The organism is Methylobacterium sp. V23 (assembly GCF_002917135.1).
Lineage (GTDB): Bacteria > Pseudomonadota > Alphaproteobacteria > Rhizobiales > Beijerinckiaceae > Methylobacterium.
This window is the reverse complement of the sequence record NZ_PDHT01000003.1, coordinates 86807-112558: the sequence shown is the minus strand read 5'-3', so window position 1 is coordinate 112558 and position 25752 is coordinate 86807. Positions and strand designations below refer to the sequence as shown.

The 25752-nt window shown below is 68.0% G+C and carries 22 protein-coding genes and 1 tRNA gene; 13 read left to right on the top strand and 10 right to left on the bottom strand.

Annotation, left to right across the window (positions count from 1 at the left end; all coding sequences use genetic code 11):
* Positions 1-49 precede the first annotated feature (49 nt).
* Both fliJ and CRT23_RS05015 read left to right on the top strand, forming a co-directional pair.
* Positions 50-457 carry a flagellar export protein FliJ gene (gene fliJ, locus CRT23_RS05020; RefSeq protein ID WP_103708849.1) on the top strand — a complete coding sequence of 136 codons (408 nt, stop codon included), beginning with the start codon at positions 50-52 and terminating at the stop codon, positions 455-457.
* Between the two features lie 154 nt (positions 458-611).
* Entirely contained in the window at positions 612-1661 is a 1050-nt protein-coding gene (locus tag CRT23_RS05015) for a lysylphosphatidylglycerol synthase domain-containing protein (RefSeq protein WP_055952051.1), read from the top strand.
* A 326-nt stretch (positions 1662-1987) separates the two neighbouring features.
* Here CRT23_RS05015 and flhA read toward each other — a convergent pair whose 3' ends face one another.
* The 3 genes from flhA to CRT23_RS05000 all read right to left on the bottom strand — a co-directional run bounded on the left by flhA (position 1988) and on the right by CRT23_RS05000 (position 6264).
* Positions 1988-4153, bottom strand: coding sequence for a flagellar biosynthesis protein FlhA (gene flhA / locus CRT23_RS05010; protein ID WP_055952053.1), 2166 nt, complete (start codon positions 4151-4153; stop codon positions 1988-1990).
* 112 nt (positions 4154-4265) lie between these two features.
* Positions 4266-5510 (bottom strand): capsule biosynthesis protein, encoded by a 1245-nt coding sequence (locus CRT23_RS05005; protein ID WP_103708848.1) that lies wholly within the window; start codon positions 5508-5510, stop codon positions 4266-4268.
* Between the two features lie 100 nt (positions 5511-5610).
* Positions 5611-6264: an ABC transporter ATP-binding protein gene (locus tag CRT23_RS05000; RefSeq protein WP_055953674.1), complete on the bottom strand. Its 654-nt coding sequence runs from the start codon at positions 6262-6264 to the stop codon at positions 5611-5613.
* Positions 6265-6509: 245 nt separating this feature from the next.
* Between CRT23_RS05000 and CRT23_RS04995 the strand changes: the two genes are divergently transcribed.
* From CRT23_RS04995 to CRT23_RS27695, 3 genes are all read left to right on the top strand, one after another.
* Positions 6510-6599: transfer RNA gene (locus CRT23_RS04995), tRNA-Ser, on the top strand.
* A 143-nt stretch (positions 6600-6742) separates the two neighbouring features.
* Positions 6743-7585 (top strand): hypothetical protein, encoded by an 843-nt coding sequence (locus CRT23_RS27700; RefSeq protein WP_146056326.1) that lies wholly within the window; start codon positions 6743-6745, stop codon positions 7583-7585.
* Positions 7586-7594: 9 nt separating this feature from the next.
* On the top strand, positions 7595-7966 hold the full coding sequence (locus CRT23_RS27695; protein WP_146056325.1) for a hypothetical protein: 372 nt from the start codon (positions 7595-7597) through the stop codon (positions 7964-7966).
* Between the two features lie 60 nt (positions 7967-8026).
* Here the strand turns inward: CRT23_RS27695 and CRT23_RS04990 are convergent, their stop codons facing one another.
* Positions 8027-8428 (bottom strand): MerR family transcriptional regulator, encoded by a 402-nt coding sequence (locus tag CRT23_RS04990; RefSeq protein ID WP_181017257.1) that lies wholly within the window; start codon positions 8426-8428, stop codon positions 8027-8029.
* A gap of 279 nt (positions 8429-8707) precedes the next feature.
* On the opposite strand from CRT23_RS04990, the gene CRT23_RS04985 reads away from it, so the two are divergent.
* Together CRT23_RS04985 and CRT23_RS04980 are read left to right on the top strand one after the other, a co-directional pair.
* Entirely contained in the window at positions 8708-9355 is a 648-nt protein-coding gene (locus tag CRT23_RS04985; RefSeq protein ID WP_103708846.1) for a DsbA family protein, read from the top strand.
* A 44-nt stretch (positions 9356-9399) separates the two neighbouring features.
* Positions 9400-10218: an MBL fold metallo-hydrolase gene (locus CRT23_RS04980; RefSeq protein WP_245435983.1), complete on the top strand. Its 819-nt coding sequence runs from the start codon at positions 9400-9402 to the stop codon at positions 10216-10218.
* 58 nt (positions 10219-10276) lie between these two features.
* On the opposite strand, the gene CRT23_RS04975 is transcribed toward CRT23_RS04980, so the two are convergent.
* Both CRT23_RS04975 and CRT23_RS04970 read right to left on the bottom strand, forming a co-directional pair.
* Positions 10277-11344, bottom strand: a complete 1068-nt coding sequence (locus tag CRT23_RS04975; protein WP_103708844.1) for a spore photoproduct lyase family protein — start codon at positions 11342-11344, stop codon at positions 10277-10279.
* Positions 11345-11485: 141 nt separating this feature from the next.
* Positions 11486-12217 carry an SHOCT domain-containing protein gene (locus tag CRT23_RS04970; RefSeq protein WP_103708843.1) on the bottom strand — a complete coding sequence of 244 codons (732 nt, stop codon included), beginning with the start codon at positions 12215-12217 and terminating at the stop codon, positions 11486-11488.
* 242 nt (positions 12218-12459) lie between these two features.
* On the opposite strand from CRT23_RS04970, the gene glgX reads away from it, so the two are divergent.
* From glgX to CRT23_RS04955, 3 genes are all read left to right on the top strand, one after another.
* Positions 12460-14736, top strand: a complete 2277-nt coding sequence (gene glgX / locus CRT23_RS04965; protein ID WP_103708842.1) for a glycogen debranching protein GlgX — start codon at positions 12460-12462, stop codon at positions 14734-14736.
* Between the two features lie 175 nt (positions 14737-14911).
* Complete coding sequence (locus CRT23_RS04960; RefSeq protein WP_103708841.1) at positions 14912-16528, top strand: histidine kinase famiy protein; 1617 nt, start codon at positions 14912-14914, stop codon at positions 16526-16528.
* A gap of 36 nt (positions 16529-16564) precedes the next feature.
* On the top strand, positions 16565-16888 hold the full coding sequence (locus CRT23_RS04955) for a plasmid stabilization protein (protein ID WP_103708840.1): 324 nt from the start codon (positions 16565-16567) through the stop codon (positions 16886-16888).
* Between the two features lie 332 nt (positions 16889-17220).
* Here the strand turns inward: CRT23_RS04955 and CRT23_RS04950 are convergent, their stop codons facing one another.
* The 4 genes from CRT23_RS04950 to CRT23_RS04935 form a co-directional block, all read right to left on the bottom strand.
* Entirely contained in the window at positions 17221-18432 is a 1212-nt protein-coding gene (locus tag CRT23_RS04950; RefSeq protein ID WP_055952081.1) for an NADP-dependent isocitrate dehydrogenase, read from the bottom strand.
* Between the two features lie 152 nt (positions 18433-18584).
* Positions 18585-19934, bottom strand: a complete 1350-nt coding sequence (locus tag CRT23_RS04945; protein WP_103708839.1) for a pilus assembly protein TadG-related protein — start codon at positions 19932-19934, stop codon at positions 18585-18587.
* A 17-nt stretch (positions 19935-19951) separates the two neighbouring features.
* Positions 19952-20605 carry a TadE/TadG family type IV pilus assembly protein gene (locus tag CRT23_RS04940; protein ID WP_103708838.1) on the bottom strand — a complete coding sequence of 218 codons (654 nt, stop codon included), beginning with the start codon at positions 20603-20605 and terminating at the stop codon, positions 19952-19954.
* 7 nt (positions 20606-20612) lie between these two features.
* Positions 20613-21218, bottom strand: coding sequence for a TadE/TadG family type IV pilus assembly protein (locus CRT23_RS04935; protein ID WP_280137541.1), 606 nt, complete (start codon positions 21216-21218; stop codon positions 20613-20615).
* 370 nt (positions 21219-21588) lie between these two features.
* On the opposite strand from CRT23_RS04935, the gene CRT23_RS04930 reads away from it, so the two are divergent.
* The 3 genes from CRT23_RS04930 to CRT23_RS04920 all read left to right on the top strand — a co-directional run bounded on the left by CRT23_RS04930 (position 21589) and on the right by CRT23_RS04920 (position 25636).
* A complete protein-coding gene (locus tag CRT23_RS04930; protein WP_055952093.1) occupies positions 21589-22137 on the top strand; it encodes a formaldehyde-activating enzyme in 549 nt (182 codons plus the stop codon).
* A gap of 354 nt (positions 22138-22491) precedes the next feature.
* Positions 22492-23238, top strand: a complete 747-nt coding sequence (locus CRT23_RS04925) for an RNA methyltransferase (RefSeq protein WP_103708837.1) — start codon at positions 22492-22494, stop codon at positions 23236-23238.
* Positions 23239-23278: 40 nt separating this feature from the next.
* On the top strand, positions 23279-25636 hold the full coding sequence (locus tag CRT23_RS04920) for an EAL domain-containing protein (protein ID WP_181017256.1): 2358 nt from the start codon (positions 23279-23281) through the stop codon (positions 25634-25636).
* Positions 25637-25752 lie beyond the last annotated feature (116 nt).

Genomic DNA, 25752 nt, shown 5'->3' with positions numbered 1-25752 from the left:
GGCCAGTCGCGCACCGGCGAGCCGTGCGTTGCGTGGAGTGAACCCGCCCATGAAATCCCGTGACACGTTGATCCGGCTGCGACGCTTCCAGGTCGACGAGAAGCGTCGCCGCGTGACGCAGATCGAGATGATGAAGGCGGACTTCACCCGCATGGCGTTGGAGCTCGACCGCGAGGTCGCCCATGAGGAGAGCCGCGCCGGCATCACCGATCCGGCCCACTTCGCCTACCCGACCTATGCCCGGGCCGCCGCCACCCGCCGGGACAACATGCGCCAGTCGGCCGCCGCCCTCGAGGGGCAGCTCGCCGAGGCCAAGGCCGAGCTCGGCGAAGCCTTCGAGGACCTGAAGAAGATCGAGATCCTCGACGACCGCGAGCGCACCGCCGAGCGCGTCGCCGAAGCGGCCCGCGACCAGGCCGCCATGGACGGAATCGGCCTCTCGCGCATCCGCGCCTGACCCGGGGAACGTGCCGGCGCCCCCGCGGCGACCGGCACGAAACCGTCATGATCCCGTGGGAAGAGCCGTCCCTGCCGGGGCCGCGCGGAACCTTGCTTGCGATGCAGCGCATCGTCGTGCAGGGAGGGCCCGAACAGGGGCGCGCCGAACCACCATGAAGAAGATCAGCGATTTTATCTGGCCGATCATCGGCCTCGCCGCCGTGATCGGTTCGGGTTACCTGCTCTACAAGGAGCTGGCCGGCATCTCCATGGCGGAGATCAAGGGCAGCTTCGCCGCGATCCCGGTGCACCGTTTCCTGCTCGCCGGCCTCTCGACCCTCGTCGCCTACGCGGCCCTGGCCTGGTACGACCGGATCGCCCTGCTGCACCTCGGCGTGAACCACATCTCGCTGTTCTTCGTCTCGGTCTGCTCCTTCACCACCTACGCGCTCTCCCACAACATCGGCGCCTCGGTGTTCTCCGGCGCCGTGGTGCGCTACCGGGCCTACACCGCCAAGGGCCTCTCCGCGGCCCAGGTCGCGGTCCTGGTCGCCCTCTGCTCGTTCACCTTCGGCCTCGGCACGATCCTGCTCGGCGGCTTCGTGCTCACCGTCCTGCCCGACACGCTGACGCGACTCAACGGCTACCTGCCGGCGGTCCTGACGGACCCCGCCACCGCCCGCATCCTCGGCGCCGGTCTCCTGGCCTTCGTCGCCCTCTACGTGGCCGGCTCGCTGCTGCACCTGAAGCCGCTGACGATCCGCAAGTTCAAGCTCGAATATCCCCGCCCGCGCATCATGGGCCGCCAGCTCATCGCGGCCCCGCTCGAGTTGCTGGGCGCCGCCGGCATCATCTACTTCGCCCTGCCCGAGGCCGGGAACCCCGGCTTCCTCGTCGTGCTCGCGGTCTTCCTCGCCTCGTTCTCGGCGGCCCTGGTGTCGAATGCCCCCGGCGGCCTCGGGGTGTTCGAGCTGGTCTTCGTGGTGGCGATGCCCGACATCGCCCGGCCGTCGGTGATTGCCGCGCTGCTGGTCTTCCGGCTGTTCTATTTCTGGCTCCCGTTCCTGATCTCGGTGGTGGTCGTGCTCCTCTACGAGCGCAACCGCCTCGCCTCAGCCCTGCGGGACAAGCCCCATGACCCGGCCTCCCCGGAGGCGCCGTTGACCGCGCCCGGCCTCGACGCCCATGCCCTCGAGCGCCGCATGGAGAAGAAGCCGGTCTGAGCCGTTCTCCGGGGAGGATCGGAGCCGCGTCACCGGTTCGGAGCGGCCGGCGTCCCATGAGGGGACCCGAGGCGAAATCCTCGGCTTCCGTGCAGATCGCACGTCGGGCCCGGCGCGGTTGAAAACGGCCCGAGCGCAACGCGATCCCGATCGCTTCCCCGATTCCTTCGGCCGACAGGGGCGACGAGCGCCGCGTCCACGGCTTGGTTATGAGCTTGGCCATGAACAAGAGCGCGGCCGCGCGTGCCCGCGAGCTTGCCGGGCCGGCCCGCGGCCCTGCGGTTCGTTCGCGGGACCGGCCTTTCTCTCGAGCGCCGGATCGCCTCTCAGACCGAACCGACGGTGCGAAGCCGGGCGCGGGGATGGATCTCCGCCTGGCTCATCACCGGCGTCTCGCGCCGGAAGCGCTCGATGATCGAGCGCACGAACGGCCGGGCCTGGACCGAGGTCACCAGCACGGGCATCTCGCCCATGCGGGCGGCCGTCTCGAAGCGGTCGCGCACGGTGTTGACGAATTCGGAGAGCTTCGAGGGCTGCATCGCCAGGTAGCGCTCGTCGCGCTCGCCGGCGATCGACTCGAGGAAGGCCTGCTCCCAGGCCGGCGACAGGGTGATGATCGGCAGCATGCCATCCGGCCCCTGGTACTGGGCACAGATCTGGCGGCCGAGGCGGGCGCGGACGTGCTCGACGATATCCCGCGGGTTCTTCACGTGGCCGGCGACCTCGGCGATGCCCTCGATGATCGCCCCGAGGTCGCGGATCGAGACCCGCTCGGCCAGCAGGAACTGCAGCACGCGCTGGATGCCCGTGGTGCCGATCTGGCTCGGCATCACCTCCTTGAGGAGGTCGGCATGGTCCTTCGAGACCTCGCGCAGGAGCTTCTGGACCTCGACATGGTTCAGGAGCTCGGAGACGTGCGCCTTGATGATCTCGGTGAGGTGGGTGGAGACCACCGTGGCGGCGTCCACCACGGTGTAGCCCTTGAGCTGGGCCTGGTCGCGCAGGGAGGCGTCGATCCAGGTGGCGGGCAGGCCGAAGGTCGGTTCCAGCATGTGCTGGCCGGGCAGCTGCACCTGTCCGCCCATCGGGTCCATGGCCATGAACTGGCCGGGGAAGATCTGGCCCGTACCGGCCTCGATCTCCTTGACGCGGACCACGTAGGCGTTCGCGTCGAGCTGGACGTTGTCGAGGATCCGGACCGACGGCATGACGAAGCCGAGTTCCGCGGCGAGCTGGCGGCGCAGGGCCTTGATCTGGTCCGTGAGACGGTCCTGTCCCTCGGGGCCGTTGACCAGGGCGAGCAGGGCGTAGCCCATCTCAAGCTTGAGGTCGTCGAGCTTCAGCAGGTCGGTGACCGTCTCCTCCTTGGCGGCCGCGGCGGCGGCCACCGCGGAGGCATCCATCGGCGCACCGTCGGCATCCAGCGGCGGCGCCTCGCGGGCGACCTTGGCGAAGTGCCAAGCGGCGTAGCCGGAGGCCCCGGCCAGGGCGAGGAACGGCAGCATCGGCATGCCGGGCAGGAGGGCGATCAGCACCATGACGCCCGAGGACATGCCGAGCGCCTTGGGGTAGTTCGCGAGCTGCTTGCCCAGCGCCTTGTCGGCCGAGCCCTTCACGCCCGCCTTCGAGACCAGGATGCCGGCCGCCGTCGAGACGATGAGGGCGGGGACCTGCGAGGCGAGGCCGTCGCCGATGGTCAGCAGGGTGTAGGACTTCGCCGCCCCCAGGAACGGCATGCCCTGCTGGGCGACGCCGATGATGATGCCGCCGATCACGTTGATGAAGGTGATCAGCAGCGCCGCGATCGCGTCGCCGCGGACGAACTTGGAGGCACCGTCCATGGCGCCGAAGAACGAGGATTCCTCCTCCAGGGCGGCGCGGCGGGACTTCGCCACCTTCTCGTCGATGAGCCCCGCCGAGAGGTCGGCGTCGATGGCCATCTGCTTGCCCGGCATCGCGTCGAGGGTGAAGCGGGCGGCGACCTCGGCGATGCGGCCCGAACCCTTGGTGATGACGACGAAGTTCACGATGATCAGGATCGCGAACACGATGATCCCGATGACGAAGTTGCCGCCCATCACGAAGTTGCCGAAGGCCTCGATGACGTGGCCGGCGGCCGCCGTGCCCTCGTGGCCGTGGCCGAGGATCAGGCGCGTGGAGGCGAGGTTCAGGGCGAGGCGCAGCAGCGTCGCCACCAGGAGCAGGGTCGGGAAGACCGTGAACTCGAGCGGATTGTCGATGAACAGCCCGGTCATCATGATCAGCACCGAGATGATGATCGAGACCGCGAGCAGCAGGTCGAGCAGGAAGGCCGGCAGCGGGAAGATGAGCACCGTGAGGATGCCCATCACGGCGGTGGCGAAGAACAGGTCCGTGCGCTTGGACAGCGCGTTCAGGTTCGCCCGGTTCGGGATCGCGAAGCTCGCGAACTGTGCGAGGCTCCCCCCGGAACCCCCCGCCGGAGCCGGCGCGGCGGCAGCCGTCTCGCTCATCGTCACCCTCAATGCCCCCGAGGTGCGGGGGCCCGGCAAGTTTTGCCGAGTGCAGGGTTAGCGAAGGGTTAACACCGGGCCGCCCGCCGCCGCCGCGGGCGGCCAAACCGCCTCAGGCGAAGTATTTGCGGGTGACCACCGCGAGCGCGAACGCCAGTCCGGCGCCGCCGGCGATGAGACTGATCATCAGGAGCCGACGGGGCTCCTGGGAAGATTCGGGCTTCACCGGCTCCACGATCATGCTGAAGAACTCGATCTGGCGCTCCGCGATGATGCGCGCGCGCTCGTTCGCGGCCAGCACCTTGGTGAAGTACTTCTCCGCGTCCGCCCGGTCGGCGTCGTAGGCCTCGAACCGGGTGAGCGCGTTCGCGAGGATGCGGCGCTGCTCCGGGTCCTCGCTGGCGGATTGCCGCTCGATCCGGGCGATGTTGTCGTCGAGGTCCTTGATCTGGGCCTTCATGTCCTGGATCCGGCGGGTCTCCGGCGAGAGATCGCGCTGGCCCTGGATGAGCTGGACCGCCAGGTTGATGCGGGCCGTCCGCAGCTCGGAGAGCACCTTCAGGTTGCTCTCGTTGGTCTTCTGCGCATCGAGGACGCCGTCGCGGTTGCGCAGGGCCGCCACCTCGGTGCGGATCTTCAGCATCCGCTCCTCGGCCCGCTTGAGCTCGCGCTGGCTCTCCAGCACGGCATCCTCACGGGCCCGGCCGCTCAGCGCGTTCACCATGCGCTCGCTCTCGGCCAGGATCGCGTTCGAGAGGTTGAGGGCATCCTGCGGGTCGAAGGCGTTCACCGTCAGGAGGATGATGCCCGATCCGGACTCGATCTTGGTATGGACCCGGTCATGCCAGTACTTGACCAGCTTCTCGATCGGCTTCTCGGGATTGAAGCGTGAGAAAAAGTCGATCCCGGGCCGGGAGAACATCTCCCGCAGGGGATAGGTCTTCTCGATGGCCTCGATCATCGGCCGGCTGAGGATGTAGTTGGTCGCGATCAGGCTGTCCTGCGCCACCATCTGCTTCAGCGGCGAGCCCGAATTGGTGCCGACCTGGTCGGGCGAGGCCTTGTCGACGTTGCCGAGGGCCGGCCGCAAGGCGAAGCGCGACTCGATCACGAAGCGGTCCGAGGCGATCAGGCCGTAATAGGCGACGGCCGCCAGGGTCGGGAGCAGGAAGCAGACCACGAACAGGACCGGGATCAGCGGATCCGTCTTCACGTGGCTCTGGTAGGAGCGGATGCCCTTATTGCGGTCGGCGAAGCGCGAGACGCGGGCGATCTGCTTGAGGGATTCGGCGACCGCATTCGAGCGATCGGCCGTGGTCAGCGGCTGTCCCTGCGGGTTGCGGATTTCGATGCTCATGCGCCCCGGTATTCCATGTCGTCCGGCCACCAGGCCGCCCCATCAGACCCTTTGCACCGCCGCCGCGGCAAAACCGTGGCCGCCGCCAGGCCGGCGCATCTCACGCGTTCAGGCGGCGATAAACCTCGATGGCGTCGTCGATGCTCTCGTAGACGATCGCCCGCCCGTTGATGATGACGATGCCCTGCTGGCACCAGGTGCGCAGGGTGTCCATGCCGTGGGAGACCATGATTACGTCGGCATTCTCCCGGCGCGCTGCGAAGGCCTCCTCGCAGCGCTTCTGAAAGCGGGCATCGCCCACCGCCGTGACCTCGTCGATGAGGTAGCAGTCGAACGGGATGGCCATGCTCATGCCGAAGGCCAGGCGCGAGCCCATGCCGGACGAGTAGGTCCGGATCGGGACGTCGAGGTAGCTGCCGAGCTCGGAGAAATCCTCTACGAATTCCAGCACCTTGCGCGGATCCTCGCCGTAGATGCGCGCCACGAAGATGATGTTGTCGCGCCCCGTCATGGCCGGGTGGAAGCCTCCGGCGAAGCCCAGGGGCCAGGACACGCGCGTGGTGCGGACCACGCGGCCCTTCGTGGGCATCTCGGTGCCGGCCAGGAGGCGCAGGGAGGTCGACTTGCCGGCGCCGTTGATCCCCAGGATGCCGTAGCTGGTGCCCGGCTTCAGCGTGAAGGAGACGCGCTCGAGGATCGTCCGGCGATGCCCGTCCGTCCGGTAGACCTTGGTCACGTTGTCGAAGCGGATCACGGCGGAGAACAGCTCCCGGGGCCCGAAGGCGAACCCCTCGCGCATCGGCTGCAAAAGCGGCGAATCTGAGAACGACGGCCCGCGTCCGCGGCGGCGCGGGTGGGCCCCGTGCCGAAATCTCATGCGAATCGCCAGCTTTGCCGTTCTGAGGCTTGCACCCGGCCCAGGCCGCTTGTACACGACGCCTCCCGGCGCAATCGCGAAGCCCGGCCGCCCCGGCGGCTGCGAGACGCGGCGACGGGACCGGAGGGGTGGCCGAGTGGTTGAAGGCGCACGCCTGGAAAGTGTGTATACCGGAAACGGTATCGCGGGTTCGAATCCCGCTCCCTCCGCCAGTTTTGCCTCTAAACTGTTGTTTTCATTTCGGTTTTAGAGCAGGGCCTAGTCTGGCCCTAGCCTCGGCCCCTGTTAGGGGTTGAGTCACTAAATGATTATGCATGAGGCCGAGTTGTGAAAACGCCTGGGTGCGTCGGCCGCGGTGACAGAGCGCGAGACTTTCGAAAAAATTAGCTCGCAGCTGATCAGTCGTTTGGCCGAGCGTTGGCCGAAACCTCTTTCGCTCAATCCTGCGGATTTTGGCTTCCCTGAAGAGGATGACGGGAAGGGCGTCGCCGATCTGTGGGACCAGTGGAGCGAGGTAGTGCTGTGGACTCAGCGAGAAGGGCTCATACGCTTCCGAGAACTCACCACTGGAACCTGCGGCGAACCCTGCTTCTACGACGTCGAACTAACCCAGAAAGGCCGTGAAATGAATTTCGACAGCTTTCCGCAGTCCGAAATAGATATTGTGGCGCCGGATGGAACAGTCAGAAGTTCTACCAAAGCAATTGTGACACCCAAAGCGATAACAATCGCAGATGTACAAACACACATTTTTGCCGGTGATGAAATCAGACGGTTGATACCGAATGGTACTGAAGAGGCTTTCGAAGTCATCGACCCTGTTTTCAATCAAAAGTTCCACTCCATCCCAGCCCATTATTCGGTTAAGTACAAACGCAAGGGTGCTTTTCCCAAGGGAATGGGAGGAAACTACATCTTCAATGTTAGCGGACCAAATGCCCGCGTAAATTTTCAATCTACAGACAATTCGGTCAACAAAATCGGAGATGATACAGTATTTCGTGACCTCAAGATCGCCATACAAAACTCCGGTATCGACACCCAAGCTATAGAAAACCTGCAAAACTGCGTCGGAAATATGGAGTCAGCACGCGGAAAATCAGAGTTCAAGCAGGAATACCAAAATTTTATCCAGCAAGCCGCTGCTTATATGACCATTGTTTCCCCATTTATACCTGCGTTGACGTCAATGCTCTGAGGAGACACTATGGAACTTAGCGAATTTATCCAGAACACTTTTTCCGAAATTTTGAAGGGGGTAAGTGGTGCACAAACCGTGGATCTCGGCGGAAACGTTGCTGCTGAGACCTTTGGGAGTCCAGTAGGATCTAATCTGCACAACGGCGGTAGAGCGGGTATGTTTACCGTTGTTGATTTCGATGTTGCAGTAACTGTGTCGGAAAAGGATGGAGCGGGATCAATCCGGGTCGGCTCAATTGAAGCGCCGAAGGACAAGGAAACATCCTCTGAAAACACTAGCAGAGTGAAATTTGCAGTGCACCTTAAACTTCCACAAGGATCAAGCGCTCCGGTTCAGCGATCTGCTCCCAGGTCAGTCTATCGCCCTGACATAGGGTAAAAACGAAAATAGGCGCGCCCCGAAGAGCGCGCCCGATAGTCTGTGGTCTCGATGAAGAGCTTACGCCGGCTCGAATCGCTCCGCCACTCTTCCGACGATCAAACCGACACCGATCGTGATGCACGACTCTCCGGTCAGCATCCATTCGTCCGGCCGGATGCCCCAGTCATCTGCGTCCGGCACGATGGTAAGCGAGACCGGCCCCATCTCGCTCACGTCCCCGTCACGCGCGACGCGGTTGCGCACGTAGCCGAGAAGCGCCAGGGACAGGTCGGCCCCTTTGCCGGTGATCGGCAGGCCCATGCGGCTCATGTCAGCGATGATGGCCACGTGGATGGCCTGCCAGGGCGTGTAAGCGCGATTCCGCCCGCGGCCGATCGGCGGCACCTTTAGCGCACCACGGTGGATCCAGCGTCGAATCGTGGCCGCGTCCACACATGAGATGCGGGCGAGCTCGGACACCCTGCCATCTGTCATGCCAGCGCGTCAGCGCCGCGCATCCTCGCCATGCGCGCCTTGGGGGGCCTGCTCATCCTCGTCGAAGGCGGGTGCGTCGGTACCCCGGGCCGCGTGAGCCCGCAGCGCGCGGCCGATGCCGGCTGCCGCGTTCGGGGCGGGGCTCCCATTCCAAAATTGGACTCGTCTTGCGCAAAGTCGGTCGCTAAAGCTGCGCTCGTCTGAATTAGCGCCGCTAATTCAGTTCTTCCGGCGCTTACGCATGCACGCGTCAGGTCCTGGCCCATGCAGCTGACCTATCTGTTCGATCCCCTGTGCGGCTGGTGCTACGGCGCCGCCCCGGCGCTGGCCTGGATCGCCCGGTCGGAGACGGTCAGCCTGCAGCTCGCGCCCACGGGCCTGTTCGCGGGCGATGGCGGGCAGCCGATGGACGCCGCCTTCGCGGAATATGTCTGGCAGAACGACCAGCGCATCAGGCTGCAGACCGGGCAACCGTTCAGCGACGCCTATCACGCCCTAATCTTCGGGACGCCCGGCGTCGCCTTCGATTCGGCCGCGGCCACCCTCGGCCTCGTCGCCATCGGATCGACCCAGGCCGGCCGGGAGGTCGAAGGCCTGAGCGCGCTCCAGCACGCCCGCTACGTCGAGGGCCGGGACACCGCGGATCGCGCCGTCGTGGCGGATGTGCTCGCCCGCGCGGGCTTCGCGGAGGCCGCCGCCCCGCTGGCGGAGCCCGACGCGGCGCTGCGGGCGGCGAACCGCGCTCGGATCGAGGACGCGACCCGGATGATGGCCCGGTTCGGTGCCCGGGGCGTCCCCACCCTCGTCCTCGCGGACGAGCGGGGCGCCCGACGCCTGCCGGGCGGCATCCTCTTCGGCGACCGGGACAGACTTGCGGCCGAGCTTCGGGCCGGATCGGGGGAAACACCATGACGCAGATCAGCCTCGACGCGACCAGCGCGCTGCCGCCGGTCGGGATGCCCGCGCCCGGGCTGGCCTTGACGCATTTTCCGGCCGGCCCGAACGGCTTCTTCCGCGCTCCGGTGCTGCTCGAAGGGCCGACCGAAGCGATCCTGATCGACGGCGGCTTCACCTTCGCCGACGGCCGGGACGTCGCGGCGGCGATCGCCGCAACGGGCAAGCGATTGACGACGATCTATGTGAGCCAGTCGGATCCCGACTATTATTTCAGCCTGAAGCCCCTCTGCGAGGCCTTCCCGGAGGCCCGGGTGCTCGCCGCGTCCGAGACCGTGTCGGCCATCGCCCGCTCGGTCGACGCGAAGATCGCCGCCTGGGCTCCGCGGCCGGGAGGCGAGGGTCCCCGGACGCGGGCCGACGTGGTCATGCCCACGGCCTTCGACGGCGCCGCGCTGGCGGTCGACGGCGAGACGGTCGAGATCCTGACCGCGGCGGGCCTGCCCAACCGCCGCACCCTCTACGTCCCGGCGCTGGACGCGATGTTCGGCGGGGTGCTCGTCTTCTCCGGCGTTCACGTCTGGACCGCCGATACGCCGAGCCCGGACGCCCGCGCGGCCTGGATCGCCGAACTCGGCCGGCTCGCCATGCGCAGGCCCTCCGTCGTCGTGCCGGGCCATCTCGCCGTGAAGGCCGCCACCGACGGCTCGGCCCTCGCTTTCACCCGCGATTACCTGTTTGCCTTCGAGGAGGCCCTCGCGGCGGGCGGGGATGCCGCCGCGCTGAAGGCGACGATGCAGGCGCGCTTCCCGGGCCTCGGCATGGACATCGCCCTCGACATCGGCGCCAAGGTCGCCACGGGCGAGATGGTCTGGGGCTGAGACGGGGGCAGCCTGACCGGTCGGACCGGCGCCCGACGAAGGCCGGGCGCGGGCCGGTTCAGAACGCGTACCGCACCGTGCAGTACGGCATGCGCTCGGCGAGCAGCGCCTTGAAGCGGGCGAGCCACTTCCCCTTCCAGCCGGTGCGGTAGCGCAGGTTGGCGCCGCCGCCCTCCGAGACCTTCGCCTCCTGGATGTCCGGCCGCCAGAGCAGGTCCTCGGCCTTGGGGTGCCAGCCGAGATTGACCGCGTGCAGGTCGGCGTTGTGGGTCAGCAGGATGATCTCCGCCTTGAGCTGCGCCCGGGCCGCCGGTCCGATCGCATCGTCGATGGCGGCGAACAGGGCCGTCCAGTCGGCCTCCCAGCCCTCGTAGAGGATCACCGGCGAGAAGTTGACGTGGACCTCGTAGCCGGCGGCGACGAAGTCGTCGATGGCGGCGATGCGCTCGGGAATCGGGGCCGTCCGGACGTCGACGATGCGGGCGATGCGCTCGGGCATGAGCGAGAAGCGGATCCGGGTCTTGCCCTGGGGATCGTAGGCGAGGAGATCGCGGTTCACCGCCTTGGTGGCGAAGGACGCCTTGGCGTTGGGGATGTCCCGGAACAGCGCCACGAGGTCCCGCACCGTGTCGCTCACCATGGCGTCCACCGAGAGGTCGCCGTTCTCGCCGAGGTCGTAGACCCAGAGGGCGGGATCGATCGTATCGGGCTCGGGCAGCGGGCCCTGGCGGGCGGCGTGGCGGGCGATGGCGGCGGCCACGGCCTCGACGTTGACGAAGAGCGAGATCGGGTTGGCGAAGCCCTTGCGCCGGGGCACGTAGCAGTAGGCGCAGGCCATGGCGCAGCCGTTCGAGGTCGAGGGCGCGATGAAGTGGGCGCTGCGCCCGTTGGGCCGCATGGCAAGACCCTTCTTCACCCCGAGCACCAGGGTCGAGCGCTTGATCCGAACCCAATCCTCCACCGAGCCGGCATTGCCGTGCAGGCTGGGGATGTTCCAGTGCGAGGGCACGACGATGCGCTCGGCCTGCGGGAAGCGGTCGAGGATCGCCTGACCGCGCGGGTAATCCGGCACGGCGGGCTCGTGGTAGATCGTCGAGACGTCGAGGAGGTCGCGGGGTCGGGCCATCAGCCTTGCGGGAGCTCAGCCGCGATCCGCGTCCCGTGCGCGGCGTCGGCCCGGGGCCAACGCGCGCGTCCCCCGGGCGATCCACCCCGCGTCGTTCGGAACCGGGGTGGTTCGGAACCGGGGTGAGTCAGAATCGGGCGATCAGAGGCGTGCGAGCAGCTCGGCCTTCTTGGCGGTGAACTCGCCCTCGGTGAGGATGCCCTTGCGGCGCATCTCCGACAGGCGCTCGATCGTCGACAGGACGTCGCTGCCGGCCACCGGCGCGGCGCTGCCCTGCGGCGACGCCTCGCCCTGCGGAGGACCGGCCTCGAACGGTTCGGGCGCGAAGGGGCGGGCCTCGCCGCGCTCGGCCTCGTCGAGGCGCTTCAGGCTGGCGAGGTCGACGGGCCCGCCGGGGCCCGAGAAGCGCAGGCCGGTCGCGCTGCCCTGCTGCTGGGAGACGCCGCTGATCGTGTGGTCGCCGGTATCGTAGATCGCGGCCCGCCCCTCGGATTCGACCACCAGGCGCCTCTGGCCCGGAAAGTAGGCGTAGCGCATCCCGTTCTGCGATCCGGCGGTGGCCGGCGCACCCCATTCCAGGGGCCAGGGCGCCCCGGCGCCGCGCGGCACCTCCGACCAGGCCCCGGCCGGCAGCGCCGCGGCCAGGGTGGTGCAGAGGGCGTCCACCCGGGCCTTCAGGTCGGCGTTGAACATGTCGCCGATCATGGTCATGCCGGCGCCGGACCATTGGCCGAAGCCGCCGAGCTCGGGATGGTTGAACTGCGCCATCCGGCCATGGCCGGACTCGAGCGCCTGGGCGAGATGGCGCACGGCATCGAGGCTGACCCGGTAGCGATCGGCGATTCCCTGCAGGCCGTTGGGCTGATCCATCATGCGCCGCTCTCCTCGCCCCGGGCGGCCCCCGCCGCCCGTCATTCGCACGCTTGCCACACCGGTTCTGCCGCAAGCGCACGCGGCGTGGAAGCGGTTGCGCGGCGTTGCGCCGTGCGATGCAAAAAGATTTGCCCCGTGGCGGACCTTCCGGCGAAGCGTGAGCGTTCCTGTCCAGGTTTCCAAGACGGGGCGACGCGCATCGCCCTGTCTCGACGCACCCATCGATACCGCCCGGAGCGAACATGGCCGACACGACGAATCCCGCGGACCGCTCGACCCCGCAGGGCCGCGCCAAACGTTCGCGCATCAAGGAAGGCTCGCCCTATCCCCTCGGCGCGAACTGGGACGGCCTGGGCGTGAACTTCGCCCTGTTCTCGGCCCACGCCACCAAGGTCGAGCTCTGCCTGTTCGACGATGACGGCGTGAACGAGATCGAGCGAATCGAGCTGCCCGAGTACACCGACGAGATCTGGCACGGCTACCTGCCCGACGCGCGCCCCGGCACCATCTACGGCTACCGCGTCCACGGCCCCTACGAGCCGAAGGCGGGCCACCGCTTCAACCCCAACAAGCTGCTGATCGACCCCTACGCCAAGGGCCTGGTCGGCTCCATCACCTGGAACCCGGCCCTGTTCGGCTACCAGATGGAGAGCGGCGACGACCTGACCTACGACGAGCGCGATTCCGCGCCCTTCACCCGCCGCTCCCGCGTCATCGACCCGGCCTTCACCTGGGGTCGGGACCGCAAGCCGCACGTGCCGTGGGAGAAGACCATCTTCTACGAGACCCACGTGAAGGGTTTCACCAAGCTGCATCCGGCCGTGCCGGAGAAGCTGCGCGGCACCTATGCGGGCCTCGGCACACCGGCGGTGCTCGACTACATCAAGAGCCTCGGCGTCACCTCGGTGGAGCTCCTGCCGGTCCACGCCTTCGTGCAGGACGACTACCTGCAGGAGAAGGGGCTGGTGAACTACTGGGGCTACAACACCATCTCGTTCTTCACCCCCGCGCGGCGCTACTCGGCCGTGCCGGACTTCGCCTTCTCCGAGTTCAAGGAGATGGTAGCGCGCATGCACGGCGCCGGCCTCGAGGTCATCCTCGACGTGGTCTACAACCACACCGCCGAGGGCAACGAGAAGGGCCCGACCCTCTCGTTCAAGGGCGTCGACAACGCCTCGTACTACCGGCTGATGCCCAAGGAGCCGCGCTACTACATCAACGACACCGGCACGGGGAACACCTTCAACCTGTCGCACCCGCGCGTGCTGCAGCTGGTGACCGACTCCCTGCGCTACTGGGCCACCGAGATGCGGGTCGACGGCTTCCGCTTCGACCTCGCCACCATCCTGGGCCGCGAGCCGCACGGCTTCGACGAGGGCGGCGGCTTCCTCGACACCTGCCGGCAGGACCCGGTGCTGAACAGCGTCAAGCTGATCGCCGAGCCGTGGGATTGCGGTCCGGGCGGCTACCAGGTCGGCGGCTTCCCGCCCGGCTGGGCCGAGTGGAACGACCGCTTCCGCGACGACGTGCGCGGCTACTGGCGCGGCGACGAGGGCATGCTGCCGGATCTCGCGGCCCGGCTCACCGGCTCGGCCGACAAGTTCAACAAGCGCGGGCGCAAGCCCTGGGCTTCGGTGAACTTCCTCACCGCCCATGACGGCTTCACGCTGAACGACACCGTGTCGTACAACGAGAAGCACAACATCGCGAACGGCGAGGACAACCGCGACGGCCATTCGCACAACCTCTCGAACAACTACGGCGCCGAGGGGCCGACGGACGATCCGGAGATCCGCGCGGTGCGGCTGCGCCAGATGCGCAACATGCTGGCGACGCTGTTCCTCTCCCGCGGCACCCCGATGCTGCTGGCGGGCGACGAGTTCGCCCGGACCCAGAACGGCAACAACAACGCCTATTGCCAGGACAACGAGATCTCCTGGCTCGACTGGGAGGCCGTCGGTCCGGAGGAGCGGGATCTCGCCGAGTTCACGCAGCGCCTGACCCTGCTGCGCGAGGCGCTGCCGATCCTCACCCGCGGCCGCTTCCTGACGGGCGCCTACGACGAGGAGTTCGGCATCAAGGACGTGACGTGGCTGAAGCCGGACGGCACCGAGATGTCGCCAGAGAACTGGACGCAGGGTGACGCCCGCTCCCTCGCGGTGCTTCTCGACGGACGGGCCCAGGCCTCGGGTATCCACCAGCGCGGCGGCGACGCCACCCTGCTGCTGCTCTACAACGCCTATCACGACCTCGTGTCGTTCACCCTGCCGGAATCGGTGGGCGGCGTCGGCTGGACCCGGCTCCTCGACACGAACCTGCCCGACAGCCAGGACGTGGTGAGCAAGCCGATCGGCGCGACCTACGAGGTCACCGGACGCTCGATGCTAATGTTCGTGCTGAAGCCCGAGGAGATCGACGGCGTCGAGGCCACCGAGATGGAGCGCTCCTACCAGCACGTAATGCAGGCCTTCGAGCGGGCCAACGTCAACAGCGTCCGCTTCGAGACCGAGCAGCGCTGACCCCCCGTGTCGCCGCGCGCATCCCAGCGCGCGGCGCACCTCGCCAAATCGTCATGGTGCGCCGCGGATGCGGGGATGGGTACAGGGAACGATGATGGCGCCGGGTGTTTGACCCGTGTTAGGGGCGGCCTGTCAGGTTTCGCCTGCGAAGCCCCGCCGATGTGATTGCGCGACGATGATCGACACGCCCAAGATGCCGCCGAACGGGGCGCTCGCGCAGGACCCGATCCGATCCTCGGCCGAAACCCCGATCTCGCCGGAAGCGGCCTTCTTCTTCAACGCGGTGGCGGCCTCGCGCATGCCGATGGTGGTCAGCGACCCGCGCCTGCCCGACAATCCGATCATCTTCACCAACGACGCCTTCCTGGAGATGACCGGCTACGGCCGCGACGAGGTGCTGGACCGCAACTGCCGCTTCCTGCAGGGGCCGGACACCGATCGCGGCGCGGTGCGTGAGCTCGCCCGGGCGATCGCGGCCCGCGAGAACGTCGCCACCGAGATCGTCAACTACCGCAAGGACGGCACCCCGTTCTGGAACGCGCTGTTCGTCTCGCCGATCTACGACGCGGGCGGAACGCTGGTGTACTTCTTCGCCTCGCAGCTCGACGTCTCCCGCCGGCGGGACGCCGAGGAGGCCCTGGGCCAGGCCCAGAAGATGGAGGCGCTGGGCCAGCTCACCGGCGGCATCGCCCACGACTTCAACAACCTGCTCCAGGTCATCGTCGGCTACGTCGACATCCTGGGCGCCGGCCTCGACGATCCGTCGGCCGACCGCAACCGCCTGCGCCGGGCCACCGACAACATCCGCACCGCCGCCGAGCGCGCCACCACCCTGACGCAGCAGCTCCTCGCCTTCGCCCGCAAGCAGCGCCTCGAGGGCCGCTCCGTGAACCTGAATGCCCTGGTCCAGGGCATGGCCGACATGGCCGGCCGGACGCTGGGCGAGACGGTGAGCCTCGGGTTCGACCTCAGCCCGGACCTGTGGAACTGCCGGGTCGACCCGAACCAGGCCGAGGTCGCCCTGCTCAACGTCTTCATCAACGCCCGCGACGCGATGCCGGAGGGCGGCCGCCTCACGGTCAAGACCGAGAACCACGTCATCACCGGCGAGGTGGCCGGTCCCCTGGCACCCGGCCGCTACGTCACCATCAGCGTGACCGATACCGGCAGCGGCATCCCGGCCCACGTCCTCGCCCGGGTCATGGACCCGTTCTTCACCACCAAGGAGGAGGGCAAGGGCACCGGCCTCGGCCTGTCGATGGTCTACGGCTTCGCCAAGCAGTCGGGCGGCGCCGCCCGCATCGAATCGATGCTGGGGGAGGGGACCGTGGTGCGCCTGTCCTTCCCGGCCACCGAGACCGCGGTGCTCGAAGCGGCGCCGTCCACGGTCGGACCCCAGGAGGGGTCCGGCACCGAGACGATCCTCATCGTCGATGACCGGGAGGACGTGGCCGAGCTCGCCCGCACCATCCTGCGGGATTTCGGCTACAGCACCCTGATGGCGCAGAACGGGCGCGAGGCCCTCGAGGTGCTCGAGAGCGGGAACCCCATCGACCTCCTGTTCACCGACCTGATCATGCCCGGCGGGATGAACGGCATCGCGTTGGGGCGCGAAGCCACGCGCCGGCGGCCGGAGCTCAAGGTCCTGCTCACCACGGGCTACGCCGAGGCGAGCCTGGAGCGAACCGATGCCGGGGGTTCGGAGTTCGATCTGCTGAACAAGCCCTACCGCCGGACGGACCTGGTCCGCCGGGTTCGGGCGATTCTCGACGGGCCCGCCGCGCTCGGCTGATGCCTCGCCCGGGCCGTCCAGCGGAGAGGGTTCGCGATGAGCCAGGGCGACAAGTCGAAATACACCGACAAGCAGATCCGCAAGGCGGAGCACATCGCCGAATCCTACGAGGGGCGTGGCGTGCCCGAGAAGGAGGCCGAGGCGCGGGCCTGGGCGACCGTCAACAAGGACGATGGCGGCGGCAAGAAGCCCGGCGGCTCCGGGCGCGGCAAGGCCAGCAGCCATCCGGCGTCGCATCGCGGCGGACGGGTCGGGGGGAAAGCCTCGGCTGCCCGGACGCCGGAAGAGCGCTCGGCCTCCGCCAAGAAGGCCGCCGCCACCCGCAAGCGCAACGCCGAGGCGGCGCGGCCCGCATCGTGACGGTTCGCCAGGTCGCGGCGGACGAGCTGCCGACGACCGCCCGATCCGAGCGATCTCCGGTGTCAGTCCGCTGGGTCATTCACCGAGGCCACCGCTCCGTCATCCCGGGCTCCGCGCTGCGGCCCCGGGATGACGCGGTGCTCTGCGTCGGTCTTCACCGGATGACGCGTGCGGGCAGCCGCTCCGACAAGCGAGAGCTGGCCACCGGTGCCGACCCGATCGAAGCGTGGGCGGGTGCGGCCGCCAAAGGACCCTGGAACGCTCGATCCCGCGCCCTTCGAAGACCGTGCACGCCCGGGCTCCCTCGAACCCTAGGGCTTCGGTGAGCCGTATTAGGCCATCGCGGTCTTGAGGTGCTGGTCGACCTTGTCGAGGAAGCCCGTGGTCGACAGCCAGCGCTGGTTGGGGCCGACGAGCAGGGCGAGGTCCTTGGTCATGAAGCCGGCCTCGACGGTGTCGACGCAGACGGTCTCCAGCGTCGTGGCGAACTTGGCGAGCGCCGCGTTGTCGTCGAGCTTGGCGCGGTGGGCGAGGCCACGGCTCCAGGCGAAGATCGACGCGATGGAGTTGGTGGAGGTCTCCTTGCCCTTCTGGTGCTCGCGGTAGTGGCGGGTCACCGTGCCGTGGGCCGCCTCGGCCTCGACGGTCCGGCCGTCGGGGGTGAGCAGCACGGAGGTCATGAGGCCGAGGGAGCCGAAGCCCTGCGCCACGGTGTCGGACTGCACGTCGCCGTCGTAGTTCTTGCAGGCCCAGACGTAGCCGCCCGACCACTTGAGGGCCGAGGCCACCATGTCGTCGATCAGGCGGTGCTCGTAGGTGATGCCGGCCGCGTCGAACTTCGCCTTGAACTCGTTCTGGAAGACCTCCTCGAACAGATCCTTGAAGCGGCCGTCATAGGCCTTGAGGATGGTGTTCTTGGTCGAGAGATAGACCGGGTACTTGCGGTTCAGGCCGTAGTTCATCGAGGCGCGGGCGAAGTCGCGGATCGAGTCGTCGAGGTTGTACATCGCCTGGGCGACGCCGGCGCTCGGGAACTTGAAGACCTCCCGCTCGATGACGGTGCCGTCCTCGCCCTCGAACTTGATCGTCAGGCGGCCCTTGCCCGGCACCTTGAAGTCGGTGGCCTTGTACTGGTCGCCGTAGGCGTGGCGGCCGACGACGATCGGCTGGGTCCAGCCCGGCACGAGGCGGGGCACGTTTTGGCAGATGATCGGCTCGCGGAAGATGACGCCGCCGAGGATGTTGCGGATGGTGCCGTTGGGCGACTTCCACATGTCCTTCAGGTTGAACTCCTTCACCCGGGCCTCATCCGGGGTGATGGTGGCGCATTTCACGCCGACGCCGTGGCGCTTGATCGCCTCGGCGGCCTGGACGGTGACCTGATCGTTGGTGGCGTCGCGGTGCTCGACGCCGAGGTCGTAATATTCCAGGTTCAGATCGAGGTAGGGGTGGATCAGCTTGTTCTTGATCTCGCTCCAGATGATCCGGGTCATCTCGTCGCCGTCGAGCTCGACGACCGGGTTCGCAACCTTGATCTTATCCATCTGCAGCACACCTTCCTGGACCGGGGCGTTCACCGACGTCGCACGCCTGCGGAACGCAAGCCGGATGCCGGTCTGGCGCCGTCCTTAGCCCGGGTGGTCCCGGGGCGGAAGCTGGCGGCTCCCCCCGGGGGCATGACAAATGGTTTGGCCTGTCAGGGACCGGCCACGAGGCGCGCCTTCCGGGTCGCCTGATCGAACATGGCGTTCAGCGCCTCCTGGATCTCGCTGGCCGAACTCGCGGTCCGGAAGTAGCCCGACGAGGCGCAGTTCTGCAGCGTCCCGGGCACGCTGGGGATGAGCCCGTTCACCACGACGTTCTCGTAGCCGACATTGCTGTTGAACGGGGTCGCGAGGGGCACGTAGGGGATATAGAGCACCGAGACGGTGACGCCCTTGTCCTTGAGGGTCTTGCACAGGGAGGGATCGAGCAGCTTGGCCTGCGATCCGGTCCAGCCACTCTTGTTGTCCCAGTACTGGTTGTTGCCGACCCCATCGGTGATGAAGAACACGAACGGCACCGCCTTGGCGGCGCTGGAGCCGTCGCCGACGACCTTGATCTTGGTGTTGATGGTCGCGAACACGTTCTCGTAGTGGGTCCCGCCGCTGCCGCGCGGAACCGTCGAGTCGCCGATATCCATGTAGTTCTCCAGGTTCACCGAGGAGAGTGAACCCAGGTTGGTGGTGATGTCGGCCGCCGTCTCGAGGTAGCTCACGAACGGGTACAGGCCGATCCGGTACTGATTGACCAGGGTCTGGTTGGTCTGGGCCTTGGCGATCAGCTGCTGGACCGCGTTGCTCACCGTGGCGATGCGCAGCTCGATGTTGTTGCTCTTGGCGATGTTGAAGCCCTTCGAGCCGGTGAAGTGGCAGGCGAAGGCGCAGTTGTTGCCCTTCGCGTCGGCCATGTCAGGGTTCAGCCTGGCGAACTGCACCTGCGCCGTGCTCGAGGTCGGGAAGCCCATCGAACCCGAGGTATCGAGGAGGAGGTAGAAATCCGTGTAATTGCCGAGGGTCAGGCTCGAGGTCGAGACGCCCGACACCGCGATCGAGGTCAGGTTGCCCATGGCCCGGCTGAAGGGCGACTCATAGCTCGAGGCATAGCTGGCGGACGCCGACACCACGTTGCCGGTCCGGGTCACCGTCAGGTTCGGCGTCAGGGGCAGGCTGTTCAGCATCGGCCCGGCATTGACCCGGAAGGCGGCCAACCCGCGGGTCCTGGCCAGCGCCAGGGCGGAGGCGGTGGGGTCCGCCTCGTTCTTGGGATTGGTGGAGATGTAGTCGCGGGCGGTCGCGATCGCGGTGATCGTGGCCGCGTCGGATGCGCGGTCGAAGTGGGTGCGATAGTTGATGCCGCGGACGTAATCGACGCCGAGCCCGGTCAGGCCGATCAGCGGGATCAGCGCCAGGGCGAAGACCATGAGCACGTTGCCGCCGCGCTCATCGCGCAGGCGCCGCAGCAGGCGCCCGGCCGGAGGGATACGGTGCGTGGGGTCGGCGCGCATGGGACATGCCTCGGGGATCAGGGGCAGGCATTGGCGGAGGTGATCCCGCCGCTCGAATCGAAGGTGATGGTCGTGACGTAGCGCGGCGCGAAGTAGAAGGACTTCGCGATGTCGATCGTGCCGACGACGGATTGCAGGATGAGGGGCTTGTAGCTGAAGACCACGTCGGCCACGACGAGGAAGCCCGGGCCGAAGGTGTCGCTAGGCAAGGTCGTGGGGCTCGGTCCCGCCGTGTTGGGCGCGGCGACCGGCGGCGTCGAGCAGGATCGCTTCTGGCCCGAGGTCCAGGTCACCTTCGGCGCATAGGTGCAGTTGGCGGTGCAGGTGGCGACGGTGGGGGTGAACTGGATCCCCGACAGCGACCATTTCAGCAGGGTCCAGACCGAGACGTTGGCGTCCCTGGCGGCCTGCATGGCCTCCGGGAACATGACCAGCTGGGAGCGGGAGATCGCGAGGATGTCGGTCTGGGTGATCTTGCCGGTGTCGTTGCGCGCCACGAGATCCGCCAGGGTGCTGGCCGCAAGCTCGATCTTGCGCATGTAGATGACGTAACGAACGAGATCGAAGGTCACCGCCGAGAGCGTGATCAGCAGCGGCAGGATCAGCGCGAACTCGACGATGGCGATGCCGCGTCGATCCCGTCCGAAGCGCGTGAGGGTCTGGCAGGTCATGGCGGCGTCAGCACCCGGTCGAGACGCTGGCGGTGGTGAACGGCTCGTTCCGGAACGCCACCGCGGCCCGCGCGAATACGACCGAGGTCCCGTTCCAGGTCGTGTTCAGCTTCAGGGCGATCCAGACTGGGCTGAACACCGGCACGGCGTAGAAGACCTGGATGTAGCCGTAGGTGCCGGGGGCGCCGGTGCAGTACGCCGTCTGCGCGTTGTCCATCGGCACCGGCACGAGGCTCTTCTCGTCCGGGCTGACGAAGACCGAGTAGCCGCCGCCCGACCCGGCCAGGGTGGTGGTCTGCAGGCTGGTGACGATGTTGCCGCAGGACAGGCCCGCGATCAGGTTCCGGCAGACCACGGCGCTGCGGAATCCGTTGGCGGTGGAGGCCGTATCGGTCAGCGCGCCGATCATGATCGTCCGGCTGGAATCGGCGGTCGCCTTCTCCAGGGCCGCGTAGCAGAAGACGTACAGGCCGCCCTGAAGAATTTCGATGAACACCAGAATGAAGAGCGGCATGACGAGGGCGAACTCGACTGCCGTCGCCCCGCCCGAAGATCGGCGAAAGCGGCTGAGACAGCCGGTTTTCTGGGCGCCGCAGGACGTGGGGCAGGACATGGGCGTGCCGAAACCGATCGAGTTCTGATGACGCGGGTCGCTTGGCCTTGCCATCACGGTCCGACGGGAAGGTTCCTCTGATGTCGTTTCGAACAGTCGGTGCCGAGATCCCGTATCACCCAGCGATGCACGCCAAGCCTTAAAGCCGGATTACTGCATTCCACGAAGCGCGCCCGCATCCCCGCTGCCCTGTGTCCCGGCCGCCGGCCTCGACCGACCGGGATGGGAGGATTCCGATCCAGGGGGCAGGGCGGGGCCTCATGCGGCCACGGGGCTGGACATTGGCGCCGACACACGGATTCTGCCCGCCACGCGGCCCATGCCTTCGCCGTCCCGTCCTTCGCCGTCGCGAGAGAGTCCCGAGAGTCCCATGAGTGAACGCATCATCCTTCGCGCCGGCGAGGCCCTGGTCGCCGGCGGACCGCCGAATACGGCCTCCGAGCCCGAGGTCATCATCGGCGAACTCGACGGTCCGGTCGGTACGGCCCTCGCCACCCTCACGGGTGATCAGGTCGTCGGCCACAGCCGCGTCTTCGCGCTGCTCAACACCGACATCATGGTGCGCCCGGTGACGCTCTGCGTCTCGAAAGTGAGCGTCACCGAGAGCAAGTACACCTCGATCCTGATGGGCACGGTGCAGTTCGCCATCGCCAACGGCGTGCTCGACGCGGTGCGTGCCGGCTACATCCCGAAGGAGAAGGCCAACGACCTCGGCATCATCTGCTCGGTCTGGCTCAGCCCGGGCGTGATCGAGGCCGAGACCGTCGACCACAAGGCGCTGTTCGACATCCAGCGCCGGGGCATGACCGAGGCGATCCGCAAGGCCATGACCAACGAGCCCTCGATCGACTGGCTCCTGGAGAACCAGGACAAGATCATCCACAAATATTACCAGATGGGTCTCGACGGAAAGATCTGATCGGTCCGAACCCCGGCTCCGGCGGATCGGCACGACCGCACAGCCTCGAAGTTCGGCGCGACACCATCCGAGCCGATCAGTCCGGGGGCTCCGGTCGCCGCGGAAGACATCGACGACAGCGCTCCGGCCTCCGATCGGGCTGTCGGGGCGGCTGTCGCGACCGGATCTCTCGCGGGGCGCCCCGCCTGATCGGGCGGGGGGGCGAGGACGTCGGGCGTGCGCACGCGGCGCATGCGGGCCGTTCCGGGGGGCGGGGCATCGGCCCGACGGGACGCCCCCTTTGCGGAGGCGCCCCGGTCATGCAAGAGGGCGCCGATGAGCCCGCTTTCGTCCGATCCCACCCCGGCAGACCCGATGGACCCGACCCGATCCCCGGCCGGGCCCGTGATCATCCTGGTCCAGCCGCAGCTGGCCGAGAACATCGGCATGACCGCCCGCGCCATGGCGAATTTCGGGCTGTCGGAGCTCCGCCTGGTGGCGCCGAAGAACGGCTGGCCGAAGAAGGGCGTGCGCGAGGCGGCCTCGGGCGCCACCCATATCCTCGACGGCGCGGTGGTCTACGCCACCCTCGGCGAGGCGATCGCCGACCTGCACTACGTGCTGGCGACGACGGCGCGCGAGCGGGGGCAGATGAAGCGGGTCTTCGCGCCCGACGAAGCCATGCGCGACGTCGTGGGCCGGGACGGCCAGCGGGTCGGCATCCTGTTCGGGCGGGAGCGCTCCGGCCTCGACAACGACGAGGTTTCCCGTGCGGACGCCATCGTGACCTTTCCGGTGGATGCCCGCTTCTCCTCCCTGAACCTCGCCCAGGGGGTGCTGCTCATGAGCTACGAGTGGCGCCGGGCGGCCGGTCTCTCGGTGCTGCCCTTCACCGGCGAGATGCTGTCGCCGCCGGCGACCCGGGAGGCGATGGCCTCGCTGTTCGCGACGCTGGAGGACAATCTCGCCGCCGCCAACTTCTATCCGCCGGAGAAGCGGGACATCATCGCCCGCAACATGCGCGACATGCTTCATCGCATGGCCATGACCGAGCAGGACGTGCGCACCATGCGCGGCGCGCTGCGAGCCCTGACGGCCGGTCGGCCACGCCCGGTGAAATAGAGCCAAGCACAGGCGGTCTTAACCCCTGCGCGAGAATTGCGTGTCACGGTCGTTCGCCATGACGACCGATCGGCTCATCACGCCTGCAGGCGAATTCGCCACCCGTGCCCACGAGGCGGCATTCCGGACGGAGCGGCTGCCGCGAACGCTGCGCCACACCCGGGCCGTCCTCTGCGCCTGCCTCGCGATCGACCTCCTGCTTCTCGTCAACGACCTCAGCCTGATCGAGACCCTCGGCGCGATCCGGACGCTGCTGGTCGCGCACCTCGCCATCCTCGCGGCGACGCTCGGCGGTCTCGTGGCCCTGCGGTCGGTCAAGGCCTTCGCGTCGCTGCAGCGATGGCTCCTGCCGTGGCAGGTCGTCGTCGGCGTGGGCCTCGGCGCCCTCTGCGCCGCGCGCCCCGAAATCCCGGTCCTGGCGGCCCTGTTGGTGCCGACCGTGTTCATGCTCGTCGTGCCCCTCAGCTTCGTCCGGACGGCGCTCACCGGTACCGGTTCGGCCCTGATCCTCGTGGCGGGCATCCTTGCCCTGCGGTCCCCCGGCGAGGTCAGCCTCGGCCTCGCGAGCGAACTCGCCCTCGGCCACCTGACGGTCCTGCTCTACATCGCCCGGACGAACCGCCTGCGCCGCCTCGAATGGTCGGCGGCCGACGTGGAGCGCCGGGCGAGCCTGGAGCTCGCCGAGAGTCGCGAGCTGTTCGAGACGATGTTCCGGGCCGTGCCGGTGCCGATCGTCGTCTCCCTGGCCGCCAACGGGCAGATCGTCAGCACCAACGATGCCGGCGTCCGGTTCTTCGGCCTCGCCCCCGGCGATACCCTGGCGAACTACCAGAACCGGAACTTCATCGGCGCCGCCGACCGCCGCCGGATGCAGGCGGTGCTGGAGCGGCGCCAGGCGATCCGCGACTGGGAGACGAGCATCGTCGTCCTGTCGGGCGAGCGCCGGGACGTGCTCCTCTCGATCGAGAGCGTTCAGATCGACGGCACCGCCTGCCACGTCTCCAGCCTGGTGGACATCACCAGCCGCAAGGCCGCCGAGGCCCAGATCCGCTCGGCCGCCCATCACGACGTGCTCACGGGCCTGCCCAACCGCGCGCTGTTCCAGGCCACCTTGGAAACCGCCCTGTCGAAGGCGGAGAGCCAGGCCACGCAGGTCGGCCTGATCCTGCTCGACCTCGATGCCTTCAAGGAGATCAACGACACCCTCGGGCACGATTCCGGGGACGCCCTGCTGAAGGAGGTCGCCCTGCGCCTCTGCGGCGTGATCGAGCCGACCGACCTGGTGGCCCGCCTCGGGGGCGACGAGTTCGTGGTGATCTGTCCCGGTCGCGATGCGGCGGGGCACTCCCGCATCCACGACCTCGCCCGGCGCATCCTCGACGTGCTGCACCCGCCGATGCCGATCAGCGGGCGGATCGTGGCGCCGCGGGCGAGCCTCGGCCTCGCCCTCTATCCCGACCATGCCGGGAACTCGGCCGACCTGTTCACCAACGCGGACCTCGCCCTCTACGCCGCCAAGGCCTCCGGGCGGAACCGCGCGACCCTGTTCGTGCCGGCCCTGCGGGCGGATATCGAGGAGCGGGTGGCGATGACGCGCGAGATGCGCGCGGCCCTCGACGGCGGCGGCGGGCTCGAGCCGCACTACCAGCCGAAGATCAACCTGGTCTCGGGGGCTGTGATCGGGTTCGAGGCCCTGGCGCGCTGGCAGCACCCCACCCGAGGCCTGCTCGCGCCCGGTGCCTTCTCGGCCATCTTCGACGATCCGGAGATCGGCGTCGCGGTGGGCGACGTCCTGCGACGGCGGATCATCGCCGACCTCCTGCATTGGACCAGCCTCGGGCTCGATCCCGGCCGCGTCTGCCTCAATCTCTCCTCGGCGCAGTTCGCCCAGGGCGACCTGGCCGGGACCTTCCTGGACGACGTCGACGAGGCCGGCCTGGCGCGCAGCCGGATCGGCGTCGAGGTGACGGAGACCGTCCTCCTTGGCAGCCACGGCGACAGGGTCAGCGACGTGCTGGCCGCGCTGCACGGCTCCGGCATCCGGGTCGCCCTGGACGATTTCGGCACCGGCTACGCCTCGCTCACCCACCTGAAGCAGTTCCCGGTGGACGAGATCAAGATCGACCGCAGCTTCATCCGCGACCTGGAGCGCGACGCCAACGACGCCGCCATCGTCACCGCCGTGCTGCAGCTCGGCCGCAGCCTCGCCCTCGACGTGACCGCCGAGGGCGTCGAGACGGCGGAGCAGGCCGCCTTCCTCCGGGACGGGGGCTGCACCAACGCCCAGGGCTATCTCTACGGAAAGCCGATGCCGGCGAGCCGCGTCGCCTGGTTCCTGCGCAACCGTCCGGACCTGCTCGGGGATGCGGATGCGGAGCCCGCCCTGCAGACGGCCTGAGTCGGGCCATCGCCCCACGGACGGTTTGCGCGCCCGCGCGCGCCTGCCACGGGCAGCGCCTGCGCGGCGGCAGGTTCCTGCACAATCGAATACGACCGCGACGCCCGTCGCCCTGG

What these genes read in the sequence shown, in the direction of transcription:
- CRT23_RS04960 (WP_103708841.1), top strand. Translation starts at nt 14,912, where the DNA reads ATGATCGACACGCCCAAGATGCCGCCGAACGGGGCGCTCGCGCAGGAC.
- CRT23_RS04940 (WP_103708838.1), bottom strand. Translation starts at nt 20,605, where the DNA reads ATGACCTGCCAGACCCTCACGCGCTTCGGACGGGATCGACGCGGCATC.
- flhA (WP_055952053.1), bottom strand. Translation starts at nt 4,153, where the DNA reads ATGAGCGAGACGGCTGCCGCCGCGCCGGCTCCGGCGGGGGGTTCCGGG.
- CRT23_RS04955 (WP_103708840.1), top strand. Translation starts at nt 16,565, where the DNA reads ATGAGCCAGGGCGACAAGTCGAAATACACCGACAAGCAGATCCGCAAG.
- CRT23_RS05015 (WP_055952051.1), top strand. Translation starts at nt 612, where the DNA reads ATGAAGAAGATCAGCGATTTTATCTGGCCGATCATCGGCCTCGCCGCC.
- glgX (WP_103708842.1), top strand. Translation starts at nt 12,460, where the DNA reads ATGGCCGACACGACGAATCCCGCGGACCGCTCGACCCCGCAGGGCCGC.
- fliJ (WP_103708849.1), top strand. Translation starts at nt 50, where the DNA reads ATGAAATCCCGTGACACGTTGATCCGGCTGCGACGCTTCCAGGTCGAC.
- CRT23_RS04945 (WP_103708839.1), bottom strand. Translation starts at nt 19,934, where the DNA reads ATGCGCGCCGACCCCACGCACCGTATCCCTCCGGCCGGGCGCCTGCTG.
- CRT23_RS04980 (WP_245435983.1), top strand. Translation starts at nt 9,400, where the DNA reads ATGCCCGCGCCCGGGCTGGCCTTGACGCATTTTCCGGCCGGCCCGAAC.
- CRT23_RS04950 (WP_055952081.1), bottom strand. Translation starts at nt 18,432, where the DNA reads ATGGATAAGATCAAGGTTGCGAACCCGGTCGTCGAGCTCGACGGCGAC.
- CRT23_RS04930 (WP_055952093.1), top strand. Translation starts at nt 21,589, where the DNA reads ATGAGTGAACGCATCATCCTTCGCGCCGGCGAGGCCCTGGTCGCCGGC.
- CRT23_RS04975 (WP_103708844.1), bottom strand. Translation starts at nt 11,344, where the DNA reads ATGGCCCGACCCCGCGACCTCCTCGACGTCTCGACGATCTACCACGAG.
- CRT23_RS04925 (WP_103708837.1), top strand. Translation starts at nt 22,492, where the DNA reads ATGGACCCGACCCGATCCCCGGCCGGGCCCGTGATCATCCTGGTCCAG.
- CRT23_RS04985 (WP_103708846.1), top strand. Translation starts at nt 8,708, where the DNA reads ATGCAGCTGACCTATCTGTTCGATCCCCTGTGCGGCTGGTGCTACGGC.
- CRT23_RS05005 (WP_103708848.1), bottom strand. Translation starts at nt 5,510, where the DNA reads ATGAGCATCGAAATCCGCAACCCGCAGGGACAGCCGCTGACCACGGCC.
- CRT23_RS27695 (WP_146056325.1), top strand. Translation starts at nt 7,595, where the DNA reads ATGGAACTTAGCGAATTTATCCAGAACACTTTTTCCGAAATTTTGAAG.
- CRT23_RS04970 (WP_103708843.1), bottom strand. Translation starts at nt 12,217, where the DNA reads ATGATGGATCAGCCCAACGGCCTGCAGGGAATCGCCGATCGCTACCGG.
- CRT23_RS04935 (WP_280137541.1), bottom strand. Translation starts at nt 21,218, where the DNA reads ATGTCCTGCCCCACGTCCTGCGGCGCCCAGAAAACCGGCTGTCTCAGC.